The sequence below is a fragment of the Streptomyces longispororuber genome, from assembly GCF_024448165.1.
In the GTDB taxonomy this organism is placed as follows: domain Bacteria; phylum Actinomycetota; class Actinomycetes; order Streptomycetales; family Streptomycetaceae; genus Streptomyces; species Streptomyces longispororuber_A.
In genome coordinates, this window is the sequence record NZ_JAMOLN010000029.1 from 35,618 (window position 1) to 51,029 (window position 15,412).

A 15,412-nucleotide genomic window follows, 5' to 3' on the forward strand; every position below is an offset into this window, starting at 1 on the left:
CCTGATTTTGCCAGAACGACGGCCGGCCCACGAAGGGATCTCACCAGACGGAACCCCTCGAAGGACCCGCCGCGAGCGGCCGGATACCGTGGTTGCCGGAACGGTGTGCCTGCCCAAACTTCCTGCGGAACTTCCTGGAGCCGTCGAACGGTGCGCGGGAGGCTCGTGGCACAGCGTGCGGCGGGGCCGAAACCGGCCGCCACCGCACAGGATCCTCCCGAGAGGGCCCAGCCCGTTCCCGCGTGCCGAGGAGTCAACCGTGGTCATGGAGCAGACGCTCACCCGGCCGGTCCGACCCGTGCGGGTCGGACCGGCGCTGCGCGGCAGGGAGCGGGAACTGGCCGCGCTGACCGGCCTGCTGGAGCGCGCGGCGCGGGGAGCCGGGGGGTTGCTCGTCATCGAGGGACCCCCGGGCTCGGGGAAGACACGGCTGATCGAGGAGGCGCGGCGGGCGGCCGAGCGCCGCGCGGTACGCGTGTTCCGGGGCGGCGCCGATCCCGAGGGGCACACCGTCCTGCTCGGCCCCCTGCTGCGCGCCTTCGCGTCCGGCAGCGATCCGCTGCTCGACGAGCGGCAGTTCGGCGAGTTCGCGCACCTGCCGAACCAGGACTTCTGGATCCTCCAGGAGATCCGCGAACAACTGGAGCGGGCGACGACGGCCGGCCCCGTGGCCGTCCTCGTCGACGACGTGCAGTGGTGCGACGAGTCCACCCTCCGCGCGCTGCGGAGCCTGCCCGAGGCGCTGGCGGGCCACCCGGTCGTCTGGTTGCTCGCGACGCGCACCGCGGGGCTGTCCCGGCCGGCCCGCGCCACCGTGGCCCGCCTGGTGCGCGACGGCGGTCGGAGCCTGCGCCTCGGCCCCCTGGACGGAGCCGCGATCCGGGAGCTCGCCCGGGACACGCTCGGGGCCGAACCCGACGACGCCGTGCTCGAACTCGCCGCCCAGGCCGAAGGCAAGCCGCTGCTGCTGCGGGAACTGTTCGAAGGACTGCGGGACGAAGGCGGAGTGGCGGTGCGCTCCGGCCGGGCACGGCTCACCGGCCCCCGCATCCCGCAACGCTTCGAGGAGTCCGTCCGGCACCGGCTGTCCCACCTCTCGCCCCTGGCACGGGACTTCGCCGAGGTCGCGTCCGTGCTGGGCCGCTCCTGCTCGGTCGACCTGATGGTCGAGCTGCTCGGCGTGCCGCCCGGGTCCCTGGTGGAGCCGCTGCGGGAAGTGCTCGCGGCCGAGCTCATGGTGGAGACCGACGGCCGGATGACCTTCCGCCACGACCTCGTGCGCGAGGCGATCGTGGCCCTGGCGCCGGCCGCCCGCCGGCGCTGGTTGCGCCGGCGCGCCGTCGACCTGCAGCTGGCCAGGGGAGTACCGGTGACGGACGTCGCGGTGCTGCTCGCCGAGAGCGCGGGCCCCGGCGACGACGCGTCCGTGAGACTGCTGGCGCGTGCGGTGGCAGAACTGTCCGGGCGCGCTCCCGCGGCCGCCGCCGAACTCAGCACCAGGGCCCTGCGATTGCTGGCCGACGACGACACGGACCGCCCCCGCATGATCGCCGAGACCGTCGCCCTGCTGTGGCGCGGCGGCGCGCACGCCCGGGCGCTGGAACTGGCCGAGTCCGCGTTCCGCGCACCGGGGACGCTCGACCCCGAGAGCGAGGCCCGGCTGCGCCTGAACCTCGCCGGTCTCGCCAGCCAGCAGTCCTTCACCGAAGCGGTACGGCAGGGACGGCTGGGAGCCGCCGTCGAGGGAGCGTCCGCCGGACTCACGGCGCACTCGCTGGCCCTGCTGGCGCTCAACCTGACCAGGGGCGGCACGCTGGACGAGGCCGGGCGGACGGCCGCCGACGCACGGGCGCTGGCCCAGGACTCGGACCGGACGGCCGCTGAAGTCACCGCGCTCACCGCCGAGTCGATCGTCTCCTTCATGCGGGCCGACTGGCAGCAGGCCCACGACGCCGTGGAGCGCGCGGTCCGGCTGGCCCAGGACGTGGACCCGGCGGAGCTCCCGTACAAGCCGGGCATGTGGCGGATCTACCTGCACAGCAGCGCGGGGAACGCGCAGCGGGCGGTGGACGAGGCCGACGAGGGCATCCTGTTCGCCCGCCGGCACGGCCAGGCGGCCACCATGCACTTCTGGGCCATGAGCCGGGCCCGCTTCCTGCTCGACGCGGGACGCCTGGAGGAGTCGCGCGCCGAGGCCGAGGGCGTGGTGGCCATGGCCGAGGACCTCGGCTCGGCCGACTTCACCGACACCTCCGTCCGCTACCCCCTCGGCATCGTCGCCCTGCACACCGGCGACCGGCAGGGCGTGCGCAGGGCGGTGCGGGACGCGGCCGAGATGATGCGCGACGAGTCGGTGTTCGTGCGTCGCTTCGGCACCTGGCTCGCCGCCCAGGTCGCCGACTGGCAGGGGGACAGCGAGCGGGCGCTGGAACTCATGCCGCGGGAGACCGAGTTCTTCGACGCGGTGCACCCCCGCTTCCCGGTGCCGCTCGACCCCATGGACCAGCCGGCGTTCGTCCGCATCGCGCTGCGGGCCGGCGACCGGGAGCGCGCGGCCGAGGCGGTCGAGGTGGCCCGGCTGCGGGCCGCGGCCAACCCGCGGTTCGCCGGCCTGGCGGCGGCCCACGCGCACGCCCGCGGGCTGCTGACGGACGACGCGGAACTCCTCGCCGGGGCCGTGCAGTTGCACCGGGGCAGCCAACGGCCGATCGCCGTCGCCTCGGCCTGCGAGGACGCGGGCCGCGTCCTCCTCAAGACGTCCGCGGCGCGGGGCACCCGGTACCTGAAGGAGGCCCTGCGCCTGTACGAGGAGTGCGGTGCGCAGTGGCACGCCGAGCGGGTCGCGCGCCGCCTCGCACCGGCCGGGAACCGGACGAGGTCCGACAGGACGAAGCCCGCCGCGCGGACCCAGGACCGGGCGACCGGCTGGTCGAGCCTGTCCCGGGGGGAGCTGCAAGTGGCGCGGCTGGTCGCCGGGGGAGCCACCAACCGTGAGGTGGCGGAACAGCTCTTCGTCTCCCCGCACACCGTGAACACGTACGTGCGCCGCTCCTTCAAGAAGCTGGGCATCACCTCCCGGGTGGAGCTGGTGCGGATGGCGATGGAGCAGGACCGGGACGGCGGGGTGGCCCGCTGACCGCCGCGATGCACCCCCGGCACGGCCCTTCCGGGGGCGGGCCCGGCCCGCTCCGGACCGCGTCCGGCGGCTAACGCCGGTCGCTCCGCTCCGCCTCGGAGAGGCCTCCCCAGACGCCGTAGGCCTCCTTGGTCCCCAGCGCCATGCCGGCGCATTCCTGGAGGACCGGGCAGCCTCGGCAGATGCGGCGGGCGCGCTCCTCCCGTTCGTGGCGCAGGCGGCCACGCTCGCCCGGAGGCGAGTAGAAGACGGAGCTGTCCATGCCGCGGCAGGCCGCGCTGCGCTGCCAGTCCCACAGCTCTCCCAGGGGTCTGAGCAGGATGGATCGGCCGGGTCGTCGCATGAGTCCCCTCCTCGGGCTCGTTCGGCGTCGCTGTGCCGCAGAGCCTGTCGGAGCGGGACGACGGAGACATCCGTCGCATGACTGACGTGTCGTCGGCGGCCGACGAGCGCCGATGCCGGTCCGGGATCAGGAGTGGCCGGGAGGTGTGCCCGCATCCGTGCCGTGGCCGTCCGGGAGCCCGCGGGCGGCCAGGTCGCCGCTGCGCGGTGCCCAGTCGGGGCGGCGCAGCGGACCGCGCAGCCTGCCCATGACCTCGGCCGGGGAGCCGTCGATCACGGACCGCGCGGGGAACACGCTGCGCTGCTTGACGCACGCGCCGGAGCCGACGAGGGACTCGGCTCCGATGCGGCTGCGCCCGTCGAGGAGGGCGCCCGCCTCGACCACCGATCCGCTGCCCACGTGACAGCCCTGGAGGACCGCGCCCGGGCCGATCACCACGTCGTCCTCGACGACCAGGTCGCAGTCGGGCAGCGGGCGCAGCACGGTGTTCTCCAGGATCGTGACGCGCGCCCCGATCCGTACGGCGCCGGACGAGTCACCGGTGATGCGCACCCCGCCGGCGATGAGCGCGTCCTCGCCGACGACCACGTCGCCCACGAGTTCCGCGCTGTCGGCCAGCAGCGCCGAGGACGCCAGCCGAGGGGACGCACCGCGGTACGAATAGAGCCGGCCCAAGGATGCTCCCGAGAAGATCGCCGCCGGCCGGGGCGCCGGAGGTCGGACTCCGGATCGTAGGACGTCCCGGGGGCGCGGTACGGCTCGCGGCCCGCACACTGCCCGGGCGACCCCGGAGGTCTGCCCCATGGGTCGGTCGGACGCCGCCCTACGGACCGAGCACCGACGGGAGTTGCCCGCGCGAGGAGACGCCCACCTTCATGAAGACGCGGGAGAGATGGCTGGCGACGGTCCGGTGCGTCAGCCCCAGCTGCCAGGCGATCCGCTGGTTGGTCAGCCCGTCCGCGGCCAGCGCCGCCACCTCCGCCTCCCTGGGGGTGAGGTGGAAGCGGGCCGCCCAGACCGGGGGCGCCGTCGTCGCCTCGCCGGCCGCGATCAGCTCCGAGGCGGCGCCATGGGCCCAGGCGTCCGCGCCCAGCGCGGTGAAGGCGTCGTGGGCCTCCTGGAGATGGGTACGGGCCTCCAGCACCCGGCGCTGCCTGCGCAGCCACTGCCCGAAGGCGAGCTCGGTACGGGCCCGTTCGTAGCGCAGGGGTTCGCCACGGGCCGTCAGCGCCGCCCTGAAGTGCCGTTCGGCCTCCTCACCCTCGCTCAGCAGGGCGCGGGAGCGGGCCACGAGGAGGCCCAGCAGCGGTGAGTCCAGCCGCCGGTCGACCTCCGCCGCGCGCCGCACCGGCTCGTGGACCTCGTCTGCCCGGCCGGTGGCGACGGCGGCGGCGACGTAGTCGCCCAGCGCCCAGTGCGCGACGACCGGGTGCCAGGCGTCCCCGCTGTCCGTGGCGAGCATCCGCAGTTCCTCCACGGCGTCCTCCGGCCGGCCGTGGACGAGTGCCATCAGCCCCCGCGCCCAGCGGGCCCGGGCCGCCAGGATCTGCAGCCGGCGCGGCAGTGCGTACGCCAGTACCTCGTCGGTGACGGTCTGGTGGCCCTCCTCCTCGCCCGTCCAGGCTTGCGCCTGCGCCAGCCCGGCCCGCAGCGCCACCTGCGCAGGGGTGTCCTGTGCCGCTCCGGCCCAGCGGCGGCCCAGCTCGGCGTCCCGCCGCACGGCGGGCCCGAGTCCCAGGTGGAGGTGGGCGATCTGCCGGTGCACGAGCACGGTGAGAGCCGGTCCGAAGTGCCCCGACTCGGCCTGCGCGTCCAGGAGATGACCACTGATCAGGTCGGCGGCGACCGGGTCGTCGAGCGCGGTCGCCATGACGACGTGCGCGACGTCGCGGGCGGCGTCGTGCGGCAGGTTCTCCGGGGCCGCTCCCGACCCGTGCCGCGCCGCCGCCGCGGCGAGCAGGGGGCGTGCCCGGGCGCCATAGGCCCCGCGGTCCGTCCAGCACAGCGCCGACAGGATCTCGGGATCGTCCGCCCGCCCGGGCTCCGCGAGCTCGGCCTCCAAGGCGGGGCGCAGGACCTGCTCGACCGTGGGACGGAACAGCGCGGGGGCGAGCGCGTGGGCGACGGCGACGAACGGGGCGGGCCGGCGGGTGCTGGGCGCGGCGGCCGAACGGGACAGCACGGACAGGGCGTGTTCCGGCACACCGTCGGTGAGGTAGGCGACCCGGGCCTCCAGCGCGCAGGCCTCCGCGGTCAGCGACGCGGGCAACGGGCCGGCCATCAGCCGGCCGACGAGGTGGCGCAGCACCGAGACCTGCCCGCACAGGTCGGCGGCGTGCGCGGCCTTGACGAGCCGGGCGGCCCGGCCCTGCCCGGTGGGGCTGAGGTCGGCGGCCCGCTCAAGGGCGGCCACGGCCTGCGGCAGGTCGGCCGGAGCGCCCGCTTCGAGGGCCGCGGCGGTGGCTTCGTCGGGTCCGGTGGCCGCGGCGGCGGCGTGCAGGGCGCGCAGGTACGGCCTGCCGGTGTGGACCTCGGCCAACGCCAGGTGGGCGGGGAGCCGTTGGCCGGGGGACGCGCTCCAGTGGAGGGCGGCCGGGAGCAGCGGATGGGTGAAGCGCAGCCGCCCGTCGGCGACCGCCACCAGACCGGCGCGCCGCGCGGCGGGCATGCCGCCCGTGCCGTGGCCACCGGCCCGCGCGGCCGCCAGCAGGACGTCGACGCGGTCGGTGTGCGAGACGGCGGCCAGCAGGAGGAAGTCCCGCGCCGCCGCCGGCGCCCGGTCGAGCAGCGAGCACACCGTGCGCTGGAGCCGCTCGCCGAGGGGCAGCCGCGGCGCCAGCAGGGAGGCCGCCGGAGCGCCCGCGTCCCGCAGTGCGCCGGCGATGCCGATGATGCCGGCCGGATTGCCGCCTGCCTCCGCGAGGACGCGCGAGCGCAGCCGGGCCGGCAGGAAACGGACCTGGGCGTCCAGCAGCCGTTCGGCGTCCGCGGGGGCCAGCGGGCCGAGCCTGAGCTGCGGGGAGCGACGGGCGAAGTCCCTGCGGTCGCCGTGCCGCGTGGCGATCACCAGCGCCACGGGCCGGCGCGTCCCCCGTACCGCGGAGGTCAGGGCCTTGAGCGACGTCGTGTCGAACCACTGGGCGTCGTCGAGGGCGATCAGCAGGGGAGCGGCGCCGCCCGCGGCCGCAGCCGCGTCGGTGTCCGCGGCAGTGCCGGTGCGCCCGAACAGGGCCTGGACGAGGGCCGTTCCCGCCGCGAGGTGATCCTCCGCGGCGGCGACGATGCGGGTGGCGAGGGCATCACCGTCCGGGTGGTGGTCCGCCCGGCCGGGGGCGGGCAGGTGGGGCAGGAGCTGGGTCAGTCCGGCGCCCGGCACGTCCGCCTCCGCGCGGTGGCCGGTGCCGCGCACGACACGGAACCCCGCTCGCCCGGCCCGGACCACGGTCTCGTGCAGCACGGCGCTCTTGCCGATGCCGAGGGGCCCGGTGACCACGAGGACCTCTCCCGCGCCCGCCGCGCGGGACAGGAACCGCTCCACGCCCAGCAGTTCGGCGTCGCGACCTGTCAAGTCGCCTTCGCCGAGCGGGTTCCCGGCCTCCGGTGGTGGCGGGGCAGGACGATCCCGCCCGTCGCCGACCTGGGGTGCGTGCACGCGTCCGCCTCCTGTGAATAGGGCAGTGCCGGTTGCTGAGGCAATGACCCGAGGTGGGGGAGTTCTCTGGCGAGCATCGACGGTGCCGGCGGGGGGAATGCGGGTAGCCGTGAGCAGTCATCGGGTCCTGGTGTGCAGTCACACTACACATCACAAGGTGTCGAACGCCGCGTCCGGGTCACGATCGCGGTGACACCGTGCGGTGATCCGGGGGATCGCGCACCGAAACCTCTGCTGCGCGGCGACGGTGCCGCCCGGCGCGGCCGTCACCACTACGACCAGCGAGAACGGCGAAGGTGACACGGCAGCTACCGGGAACCGCCGTTGTCGCACGACCATGCGATGCGCGACGCCTCGTCCTCCTGCGACGGTACGTGTGACACCGGAATCGAACGTCGTCCGGTGGTGGGGCGGAACGAAGGGCGGCAGCCATGCAGACGACGACTTCTCCGGGACCGGCGCGACCGTCCGGAGCCGACGCTTCGGGCACCGCGGCACGGACGGGCCTGGCCGAGGCGCTGACACGGGCGTCCGCGGTGCACGGGTACCGCGACGTGCTGGACGCGCTGGGCTCGGCACTGGACGACGCCGCGACCGGCCGCGGTTCGGCGGTCGTCGTCCGGGGCGAGCCGGGCAGCGGGAAGAGCACACTGTTGCGCCGGGCGGCGGACGCGGCGGTGGCCGAGGGATGGCAGGTCTTCCAGATCTGCGGCGTCCCCGGCGACGCCGCCCCGCCGTTCGGCGCGCTGCGTTCCCTGGCCTATCCGGTGCTCAACGCGTGCCGCGACCTGCCCGAGACGCTGCGCAGCGCCCTGCTCGACACCCTGGCCGGCGCGGCCGGGGCCGACGACGCGCTGCTCGCCTACTCCGGCCTGCGCCAGCTCCTGCTCGTCGTCGCCCGCCGCCGCCCCACCCTGGTGATCGTCGACGACTTCCCGTGGCTGGACTCCGGATCCGCGAAGGCGCTGGCGTACCTGGCCCACCGGCTCACCGGGAGCAGGCTGGTGCTGCTGGCCGCCACCGGCGACGACCGGCCGGGCCCCCTCGACGGCAACGGCACCCACGAGCTGGTCCTCACCGGCCTCGACGACCGGGCCGCCGGCCTGGTCCTCGACGACCGCCATCCCGACCTCGCTCCGCGCACCCGTGCCGCGATCACCGCGGCGGCCCAGGGCAACCCGCTGCTGCTCGTCGACCTCCCCTCGGCGCTGACGCCGGCGCAGCGCCGGGGGGAGGAGGAACTGCCCGACCCGCTCCCGGTCGGCGCCGCGGTGGCGCGCTCCCTCGGCGGCCCGTTCCGCGAACTCCCCACGGACACCCGCGTGATGCTCTCCCTCCTCGACACCGCCCAGGGCGTGGCGATGCGGAAGGACGTGCTGTCGGCGGCGGGGACGCTCGGCATCGAAGCGGGCGCGCTCGTCGTCGCGGAACGGGCCGGTCTGGTGACCGGCGACCAGGTACTCCGCTTCCGCACACCGGTCCACCGGTGTCTGGCCGCGTCGACGGCCCCGCCCCCGGTCCACAGCCTCGCCCGGTCGGCCTGGGCCGATTACGGGTACGCGCGCCTCGGCGGTCACGCGTACGGGCCGGACGACGCGCAGGAGCCGGACGCGGCGCGGGAATCCACCGTCCGACGTCTCGACGCCCTGGCAGGGGCCGCGCTGCGGGGCGGCAACTGGGGCGCGGCGTACCGGGCGCTGCGGCACTCCGGGGACGTGAGTTCCAGCCCGGCGCACCGCGGCAGCCGGTACGTGGCGGCCGGGGCGGCGGCGCTGCGGGCCGGCCGCTCCGGCGAGGCGCTCGCGCTGATCCGTGACCTGCCCGCCGCCCAGAACCCGGCCGAGGCCGTCCGCACGATGGAACTCGTGCGCGCCTGCGCCGAATTCGACACGGTGTGCCAGGTCGGGCGCAGCAGTGTGCGGTTGGCGAGCGCGCTGCTCGCCGACCGGGGGGACGGCGCCGAGCTCCGGGACGCGGCGGCGCTGCGGCTGGCCGAGTCCGGCTCGCTCCAGCTCTCGCCCGAACCCGCGAGGATCGCGACGAACTGGCTGCGGACCCACCCCGACGTGGGAGGCGAACCGCTGCGCATCGCCGTCGCCGCCCACCTGACGCCGGTGACGGGAGCGGCGGAGATCCGGGAGCGCCTGGCGGCGGCGGCCGACGCGTTCCACGGGACGGCCGCCGACCTGTCCGACCCCCGGGAGCTCGTCTGGCTCGCGGACGCCGCCCTGCGCATCGACGAAGCGGGCCTTGCCGAACTCCTGGTGACCTCCGCGCTCCGCCGGCTCGACGCGGGCGACCGCAGCCGCATCCGGCACTGCGAGGCGCTCCAGGCGGACCTGATGCTGACCAGCGGCCGGTGGACGGACCTGCGCGCGTTCGCGGAGCCGCGCCGCGCGCGGGCGCGCCGGGAGGGCGTGGGCCGTCACGACATCGACGTCACCGCGCGTCTCCTCATGGTCCACGCCTGCCAGGGACGGTACGAGGAGGCCGAGACGCTGCTGGACGAGGTCCACCGGTGGGGCGTCGACCACGGATCGGCCCACCACGTCCGGCTCGCCGCCCACGCGCGCCATCTGCTCGCGCTCGGCAGCGGCGACACGTCACCGCTGCCGGTCTCCGCCGGCCTGCTCACCAGCGCCGTCGCGCGCCGCGCCTACGTCGACACGGTCCGGTCCGCGCTCACCCGGGGAGACGACCGGGCCGCACGCGAGCTGCACCAGCGCGCGTCCGCGGTCCGGCCGGCGGACGTCTCGGCCGAGACGGCGACGGCGGTCCGGCACGGCGCCGCCCTGCTCGCCGCCCACGAGGGCTCGCCGCACACCGACGAGCGGTTCCGGCACGCACTCGACTCCGCCGCCGCGTCGACGCGCCCCTTCGACCGGGCCCGGCTGGCCCTGGACTACGGGCGGTGGCTGCGCAGACAGCGGGAGACGGCCGCGGCCCGCACCCAACTGCGGGCGGGCCAGGACGTGTTCGCCCGGCTCGGAGCCGCGCCGTGGCGCGACATGGCACTTGCCGAACTGCGCGCCATCGGAGTCAGCGCGCGGGACGCGGACCCGGAGGCCGTCACCACTCCCGGTGCGGCGTTCCTGTCCGCGCAGGAGCGCAGGATCGCGAAGCTCGCCGCCCAGGGCCTTTCCAACCGGCAGATCGCCGACCAGCTGTTCATCTCCCCGCGGACCGTGGGATCCCATCTGTACAAGGTCTATCCGCGGCTCGGGGTCAGCTCGCGCCGGGAACTCCTGGGCGCGCTGCGCAAGTCGGGGGAATCCGCATGACGGCCGGGTCCACGCTGGCGGTGCCGGCGCGGGTCCCCGCGGCGCCCGGGAGCCGCACGCCGCTCACCGCCGTGCCGGACCAGGCCCGGTCCCGCACCGGTGCCGACGGACAGGCATCGGTCGGGGCCCGGCAGGAGGAGAACCTCCTCACCGTCACCGTGGTCGCGGGCGACGCCCTCACCGCCGAGGGCGCCGAGGCGTACCTCCGGGCCACGGAGGCGGTGCGCGTGGTCGAGTGGGGCGCCTGGGACGACGTCGACATCGTCCTGGTCCTCGACCACCAGGTGACCGACAGGACGCTCGCGTGGATGGACCGCGTAGGACAGGAGACGGCGGCCCGCGGCGGGCTGCCCATCCTGCTGGTGGCCGACGCCATCGGCGAAGCCGAACTCGTCCGCGCGGTCCGCCACGGCCTCGTCGGCGTCCTGCTGCGCGGCGAGACCGACTACGCCCGGGTCCTCGAGGCCGCGCGCAACGCGCTGGACGGCGATGCCCCCATGTCCGCGCGACTGGTGCGTTCACTGGTCGACGCCATGCGCGCGCTCGCCACGGCCGCCGAACGGCACGGCATCGAACTGTCGGTGCGCGAGGTCGACGTGCTGCGTCTGATCGCCGAGGGACTGAGCACCACCGACGTGGCGGTCCGGCTCAACTACTCGGAGCGCACGATCAAGAACGTCCTGCACGAACTGATCTCCCGTCTGGGACTGCGGAACCGCACCCACGCCGTGGCCTACGCGATCCGACGGGGAGTGGTGTGACCGATGGCGACGATCGGAAGCAGGCTGCGGACGCTCCGCAGGGCCAAGGGACTCAGCCTGCGCGCCCTGGCCGCGGCGGTGGGGGTGTCGCCGACCCTGCTGAGCCAGGTCGAGCGCGGCGTCACCGAGCCCAGCCTCTCCACCCTGCGCAGACTGGCCGACGTCCACGCGGTGTCCGTCGCCGACCTGTTCTCACCCGACGAGAAGCTGCCCACCGAGGTGAGCCGGCCCGGCGAGCGCCCCGTGCTGCGCAGTCCGCGTGGCACCGTCCTCTACGAACGCGTCACCCCGAGCAACGGCACGCTGGAGGTCTTACGCGCGGTCCTCGAACCCGGCGACGTCAGCAGCGACGAACCTTGGAGCCACTCCTCCGTCGAGTGCGCCTACGTCGTCACCGGCACGCTGACGGCGGACATCGACGGCAGCACCCGGACGGTGCGCGCGGGCGAGGCCATCACCTTCGACGCGGGAATCCCGCACCGCTATCTCAACGAGGCGCGGGAAACGGTGGAGTTCGTGATCGCCACGAGCCCACCGGCCTGAGACCCCACCCGGCATCGAACGAACGACCCCGCCCCGCCTGTGACCAGGAGCCCGCTCCGGGCGGAGAACCAGCGGTAGCCGCCCGCTCCGGTGGGCGCATCCTCGCTTAGGATGCCCTCACTCGAGGCGGGGAGAGGCGGCCGTACGTGCACGGTGCGGGTGGTGGCGAGGCGGATTCCGGCGGGGGACCGGACGGCGGGCACGGGCTGCCGGACGCCGCGGACGCCTGGCAGCCGCCCAGGATCCGCGGCCGGGACGACGCGCTCGGCCTGGTACGGGCCGCGCTGCGACGACTGGAAGGCCGGTCCTCCCTCCGGTCGGGCCCGGAAGTGATCGTCATCGAAGGCGTGCCCGGCTCGGGCAAGACGCGCCTGCTGGACGAGGCGTGCGCGCTCGCCCGCGCCGCGGGACTGCGCGCGTACAAAGGAGGCGGCGATCCCGACGGGCAGCTGGTGCCCATGGGCCCGCTCCTCGACGCCCTGCTGGCCACCGACACGCCCGTCCTGGACCGCGCGGCCCTGCGCGCCGGGGCACGGGCCGCCGACCACCGCTCGTGGCTGCTGCGCGAGGTAGGGGGCCGGCTGGAACAGGCGGCGTCGAAGCAGCCGTTGGTCATCGCCGTGGACGACGTCCAGTGGTGCGACGAGGCCACCCTCCGCGCGCTGCGCACCCTGCCGGACCTGCTGTCGGACCGGGCCGTCCTGTGGATCGTGGCCTCCCGCGGCGAGGCACCGGAAGCCGTCCGCCGGACCCTGGACCGGTTGAAGGAGACGGGCGCGAGCGCGCTCTCCCTGACCCCGCTGGACAGCGCCGCGGTCGCGGACGTGGTGGCCGACCTGCTGGCGATCACCCCCGGCCCCGACGTCCTCGAAGCCGCCCGGGGCGCCGAGGGCCGCCCCCTGCTGATCGTCGAACTCGTCCGGGGACTTCGGGAGGAGGGCCTGATCGTCCGCGCGGGCGACCAGGCCGGACTGGTCGGCGGACGTGTACCCCTGCGGTTCCGGGACTCCGTCGACCAGCGGCTCCGGCAGGTCTCCGAGATCACCCAGGAACTCGTCAGGGTGGCCTCCGCGCTGGGACGGGAGACCCCGGTCGGCCAGCTCTCCGAACTGATGGACCGCAAGCCGGGCGAACTGCGCGCCGCCGTGCGGGAGGCGCTCGCGACGGACCTGATGGTCGGGGACGGAGTGCACCTGCGCTTCCGCCACGACCTGATCAGGGAGGCCGTCAAGGCGGGCATCCCCACGACGGTCCTGCTGCTCCTGCGCCGCCGGGCCGCGGAGCTGCAACTGCGCCACGGCGTACCGGAGGTGGAGGTCGCCGCGCTCGTCGCGGAGAGCGCGGAGCCGGGCGACCGCTGGGCGATCGGCGTCCTGCGCAGGGCGGCCGCCGAGCTCGCCTCGGACGAACCGTCGATGGCGGCCGAGATCAGCCGGCGGGCCCTGGACCTGACCCGGCCGGGCACTGAGGAGCGCGGACCGCTGTTCGCCGAGACGGTCGACCTGCTCCGGCGGAGCGGACGGGCCGCCGAGGCACGGACCCTGGGCGACCGGGCGCTCGGGGAGATGCTGGAACCGGAGGCCGAGGGCCGCGTCCGCCTCGGCCTGGCCAGGGTCGCCGCCCGCCGCTCCTTCACGGACGCGGCCCGCCAGTGCCGTGACGGGCTGGCGCTGCCCGCGCTCCCCGTGGGCCTGCGCGCCGAGCTGCTGGCCATGCTGTGCGTCGCGCTCGCCTGCGGCGGCGACGTCGAGGAGGCCGGGCGGCTGATCCCGGCCGCGCTGCGGAGCGTGCGGGAGGCCGGGAACCCCGCGGCCGAGGCGGCCGTGCTGTCCGGCGAGTCCGTGGTGTGGTTCTACCACCACGACATGGACCTGGCCCTGCGCAGGATCGAGGAGTCCATCGCACTCGGCGGGCGTGCCGAAGGACCGACCCCGCCCGCGCAGCAGGACCCGCGCCCGCGCGCCTGGCGGAGCCTGCTGCGCGGCGCGGTGGGCGACACGGACGGCGCCCTCGAACTCCTCGACGCGCAGTTGCGGCAGGGCCTGTTCGACGGACCGGACGCCTCCCGGACCGTGCTCATGACCCGCTGCCGGCTCCTCCTGGACGCGGGCCGCCTGGCGGACGCCAGGGCCGAGGCCGCGGCCGTCCTGGCCCTGTCCGACACCGATGAGGCCGACGAGCCCGCCGACTGCGTGGACGCCACCGCCCACTACGTCCTCGGCCGGACCGCCCGGCACCGGGGAGACCTGGTGGGCTCGCGCACGGCGGCGGAGCACGCGCGCCGGATGATGGCCGACGAATCGGCGCTGACCCGGAACACCGGGGCCTGGCTCGGCGCGCTGTCGGCCGACGCGCTCGGCGACCGCGAGGAGGTCGACCGCTGCACCCGGTACGCGGCGGACGCCTTCGAACGACCGGGCCCCGCCCTGGCCGGGCCCGAGGACGCGACGGACTACGTCCTGTACGTGCGGATCACCCTGCGGGCCGGTCTGCGGGACCGGGCGGAGGCGGCGGTCAGGGCCGCGGAGCGACGCGCGGTCGCCGGCCCCGGGTTCCCCGTGTTCGCCGCCGCGGCGGCGCACGCCAGGGCCCTGCTCACCGACGACGTGGACCTGCTGCGGCGCGCGGCACTCCTGCTGGCGGACGGATCGCAGCGGATCGCCCGCGCCTCGGTCCTGGAGGACCTCGCGGTCGCATCGGCGGCCGCGGGCAAGGACGCGGGGGAGGACGCGGGAGAGGACGTCGTCGGCCATCTCGACCGGGCCCTCGACCTGTACGTCCGGGCGGGCGCCGACCGGGACGTGGACCGGGTACGGCGCCGCCTGCGGGACCTGGGCGTGCGGCGCGGGGCGGCGGACGGCGCGGGACGGTTCGGTCTCACCGCCGCCGAGGTGCGGGTCGTACGGCTGATCACGCAGGGCGCGACGAACCGGGCCGTCGCCGAAGCGCTGTTCCTCTCGCCCCACACGGTGAGTTCACACCTGCGCCACGCGTACGCCAAGCTCGGGGTCACCTCCCGGGTGGAGCTCGCCCGGGTCTTCGCGGAGCTGGAGGGCGACGTCCGCGCGGACCCGCGCCGGGCGGACGTCAGTCACGGCCCAGCAGACGGCCGGTGAGGGCGTCCCAGTCGAGGAGCGTGCTCTCGCTGCCCGCGGGCACCAGCGCGTAGGTGCGCTCCAGCCACCGCTCGATCTCCGGCAGGTCCGCCTCGAACGTGACCTGACCGTCGGGGCGGTGGAGGCTGAAGAACAAGTAGGAGGCCGGGTGGTGGCGCCGGCACGAGGGCCACACCTTGAAGTCGCCCTCGCCGCTCGGCGTCCTGGTGCCGGCCCGCAGCAGGTCGCGGGACACCGTCCAGGTGATGCACATGCCGGTCGCGAGGATGAGGTCGATCCCGACCGCGTACGGATCGTCGCGGTGGTAGCGGAAGCGGCATCCGACGGTCATGCGGTCCCCGAGCGTGAACAATCGTCGGATGTCGGTGAGCAGTTCGGGGACCTCTTCGCGGGCGGAGTCCTCGCGTTCGATGTGCGGCTGTCTGTCGGCCATGTCGTTGCTCGCTTCCAGGCTGGCGGATGCCTGACATCGTGTGACGGCCCCCGTCCGGCAGGCATCGGTAGAACGACTGTCACCGGCCGGTGGACGTTTGTTCAGGCCACGCGGGCTGAGGCATGATGGGCCCGGCCTGAGCTGATC

9 protein-coding genes are annotated in these 15,412 nt (G+C 75.5%); 5 read left to right on the top strand and 4 right to left on the bottom strand.

Annotation, left to right across the window (positions count from 1 at the left end):
* The first annotated feature begins 265 nt into the window (after window positions 1-265).
* Complete coding sequence (locus M4J07_RS11335; protein ID WP_255970586.1) at window positions 266-3,136, top strand: helix-turn-helix transcriptional regulator; 2,871 nt, start codon at window positions 266-268, stop codon at window positions 3,134-3,136.
* A gap of 70 nt (window positions 3,137-3,206) precedes the next feature.
* Here the strand turns inward: M4J07_RS11335 and M4J07_RS11340 are convergent, their stop codons facing one another.
* The 3 genes from M4J07_RS11340 to M4J07_RS11350 form a co-directional block, all read right to left on the bottom strand.
* Complete coding sequence (locus tag M4J07_RS11340; protein WP_255970588.1) at window positions 3,207-3,479, bottom strand: WhiB family transcriptional regulator; 273 nt, start codon at window positions 3,477-3,479, stop codon at window positions 3,207-3,209.
* Window positions 3,480-3,605: 126 nt separating this feature from the next.
* Window positions 3,606-4,154: a gamma carbonic anhydrase family protein gene (locus M4J07_RS11345; protein ID WP_255970590.1), complete on the bottom strand. Its 549-nt coding sequence runs from the start codon at window positions 4,152-4,154 to the stop codon at window positions 3,606-3,608.
* Between the two features lie 148 nt (window positions 4,155-4,302).
* Window positions 4,303-7,131, bottom strand: coding sequence for an AAA family ATPase (locus M4J07_RS11350; protein ID WP_255970592.1), 2,829 nt, complete (start codon window positions 7,129-7,131; stop codon window positions 4,303-4,305).
* 431 nt (window positions 7,132-7,562) lie between these two features.
* Here M4J07_RS11350 and M4J07_RS11355 point away from each other — a divergent pair, with 431 nt between their 5' ends.
* The 4 genes from M4J07_RS11355 (at window position 7,563) to M4J07_RS11370 (ending at window position 14,832) form a co-directional block, all read left to right on the top strand.
* Window positions 7,563-10,412, top strand: a complete 2,850-nt coding sequence (locus tag M4J07_RS11355; protein ID WP_255970593.1) for a helix-turn-helix transcriptional regulator — start codon at window positions 7,563-7,565, stop codon at window positions 10,410-10,412.
* A complete protein-coding gene (locus M4J07_RS11360; RefSeq protein WP_255970594.1) occupies window positions 10,409-11,173 on the top strand; it encodes a response regulator transcription factor in 765 nt (254 codons plus the stop codon). Before M4J07_RS11355 ends, M4J07_RS11360 begins: the two co-directional genes overlap by 4 nt.
* Window positions 11,174-11,176: 3 nt before the next feature.
* Window positions 11,177-11,716 carry a helix-turn-helix domain-containing protein gene (locus M4J07_RS11365; RefSeq protein WP_255970595.1) on the top strand — a complete coding sequence of 180 codons (540 nt, stop codon included), beginning with the start codon at window positions 11,177-11,179 and terminating at the stop codon, window positions 11,714-11,716.
* Between the two features lie 146 nt (window positions 11,717-11,862).
* Complete coding sequence (locus M4J07_RS11370) at window positions 11,863-14,832, top strand: ATP-binding protein (RefSeq protein WP_255970596.1); 2,970 nt, start codon at window positions 11,863-11,865, stop codon at window positions 14,830-14,832.
* On the opposite strand, the gene M4J07_RS11375 is transcribed toward M4J07_RS11370, so the two are convergent.
* Complete coding sequence (locus M4J07_RS11375; RefSeq protein WP_255970598.1) at window positions 14,804-15,265, bottom strand: SsgA family sporulation/cell division regulator; 462 nt, start codon at window positions 15,263-15,265, stop codon at window positions 14,804-14,806. The two genes, M4J07_RS11370 and M4J07_RS11375, sit on opposite strands and share 29 nt — an antisense overlap.
* Window positions 15,266-15,412: the final 147 nt, after the last annotated feature.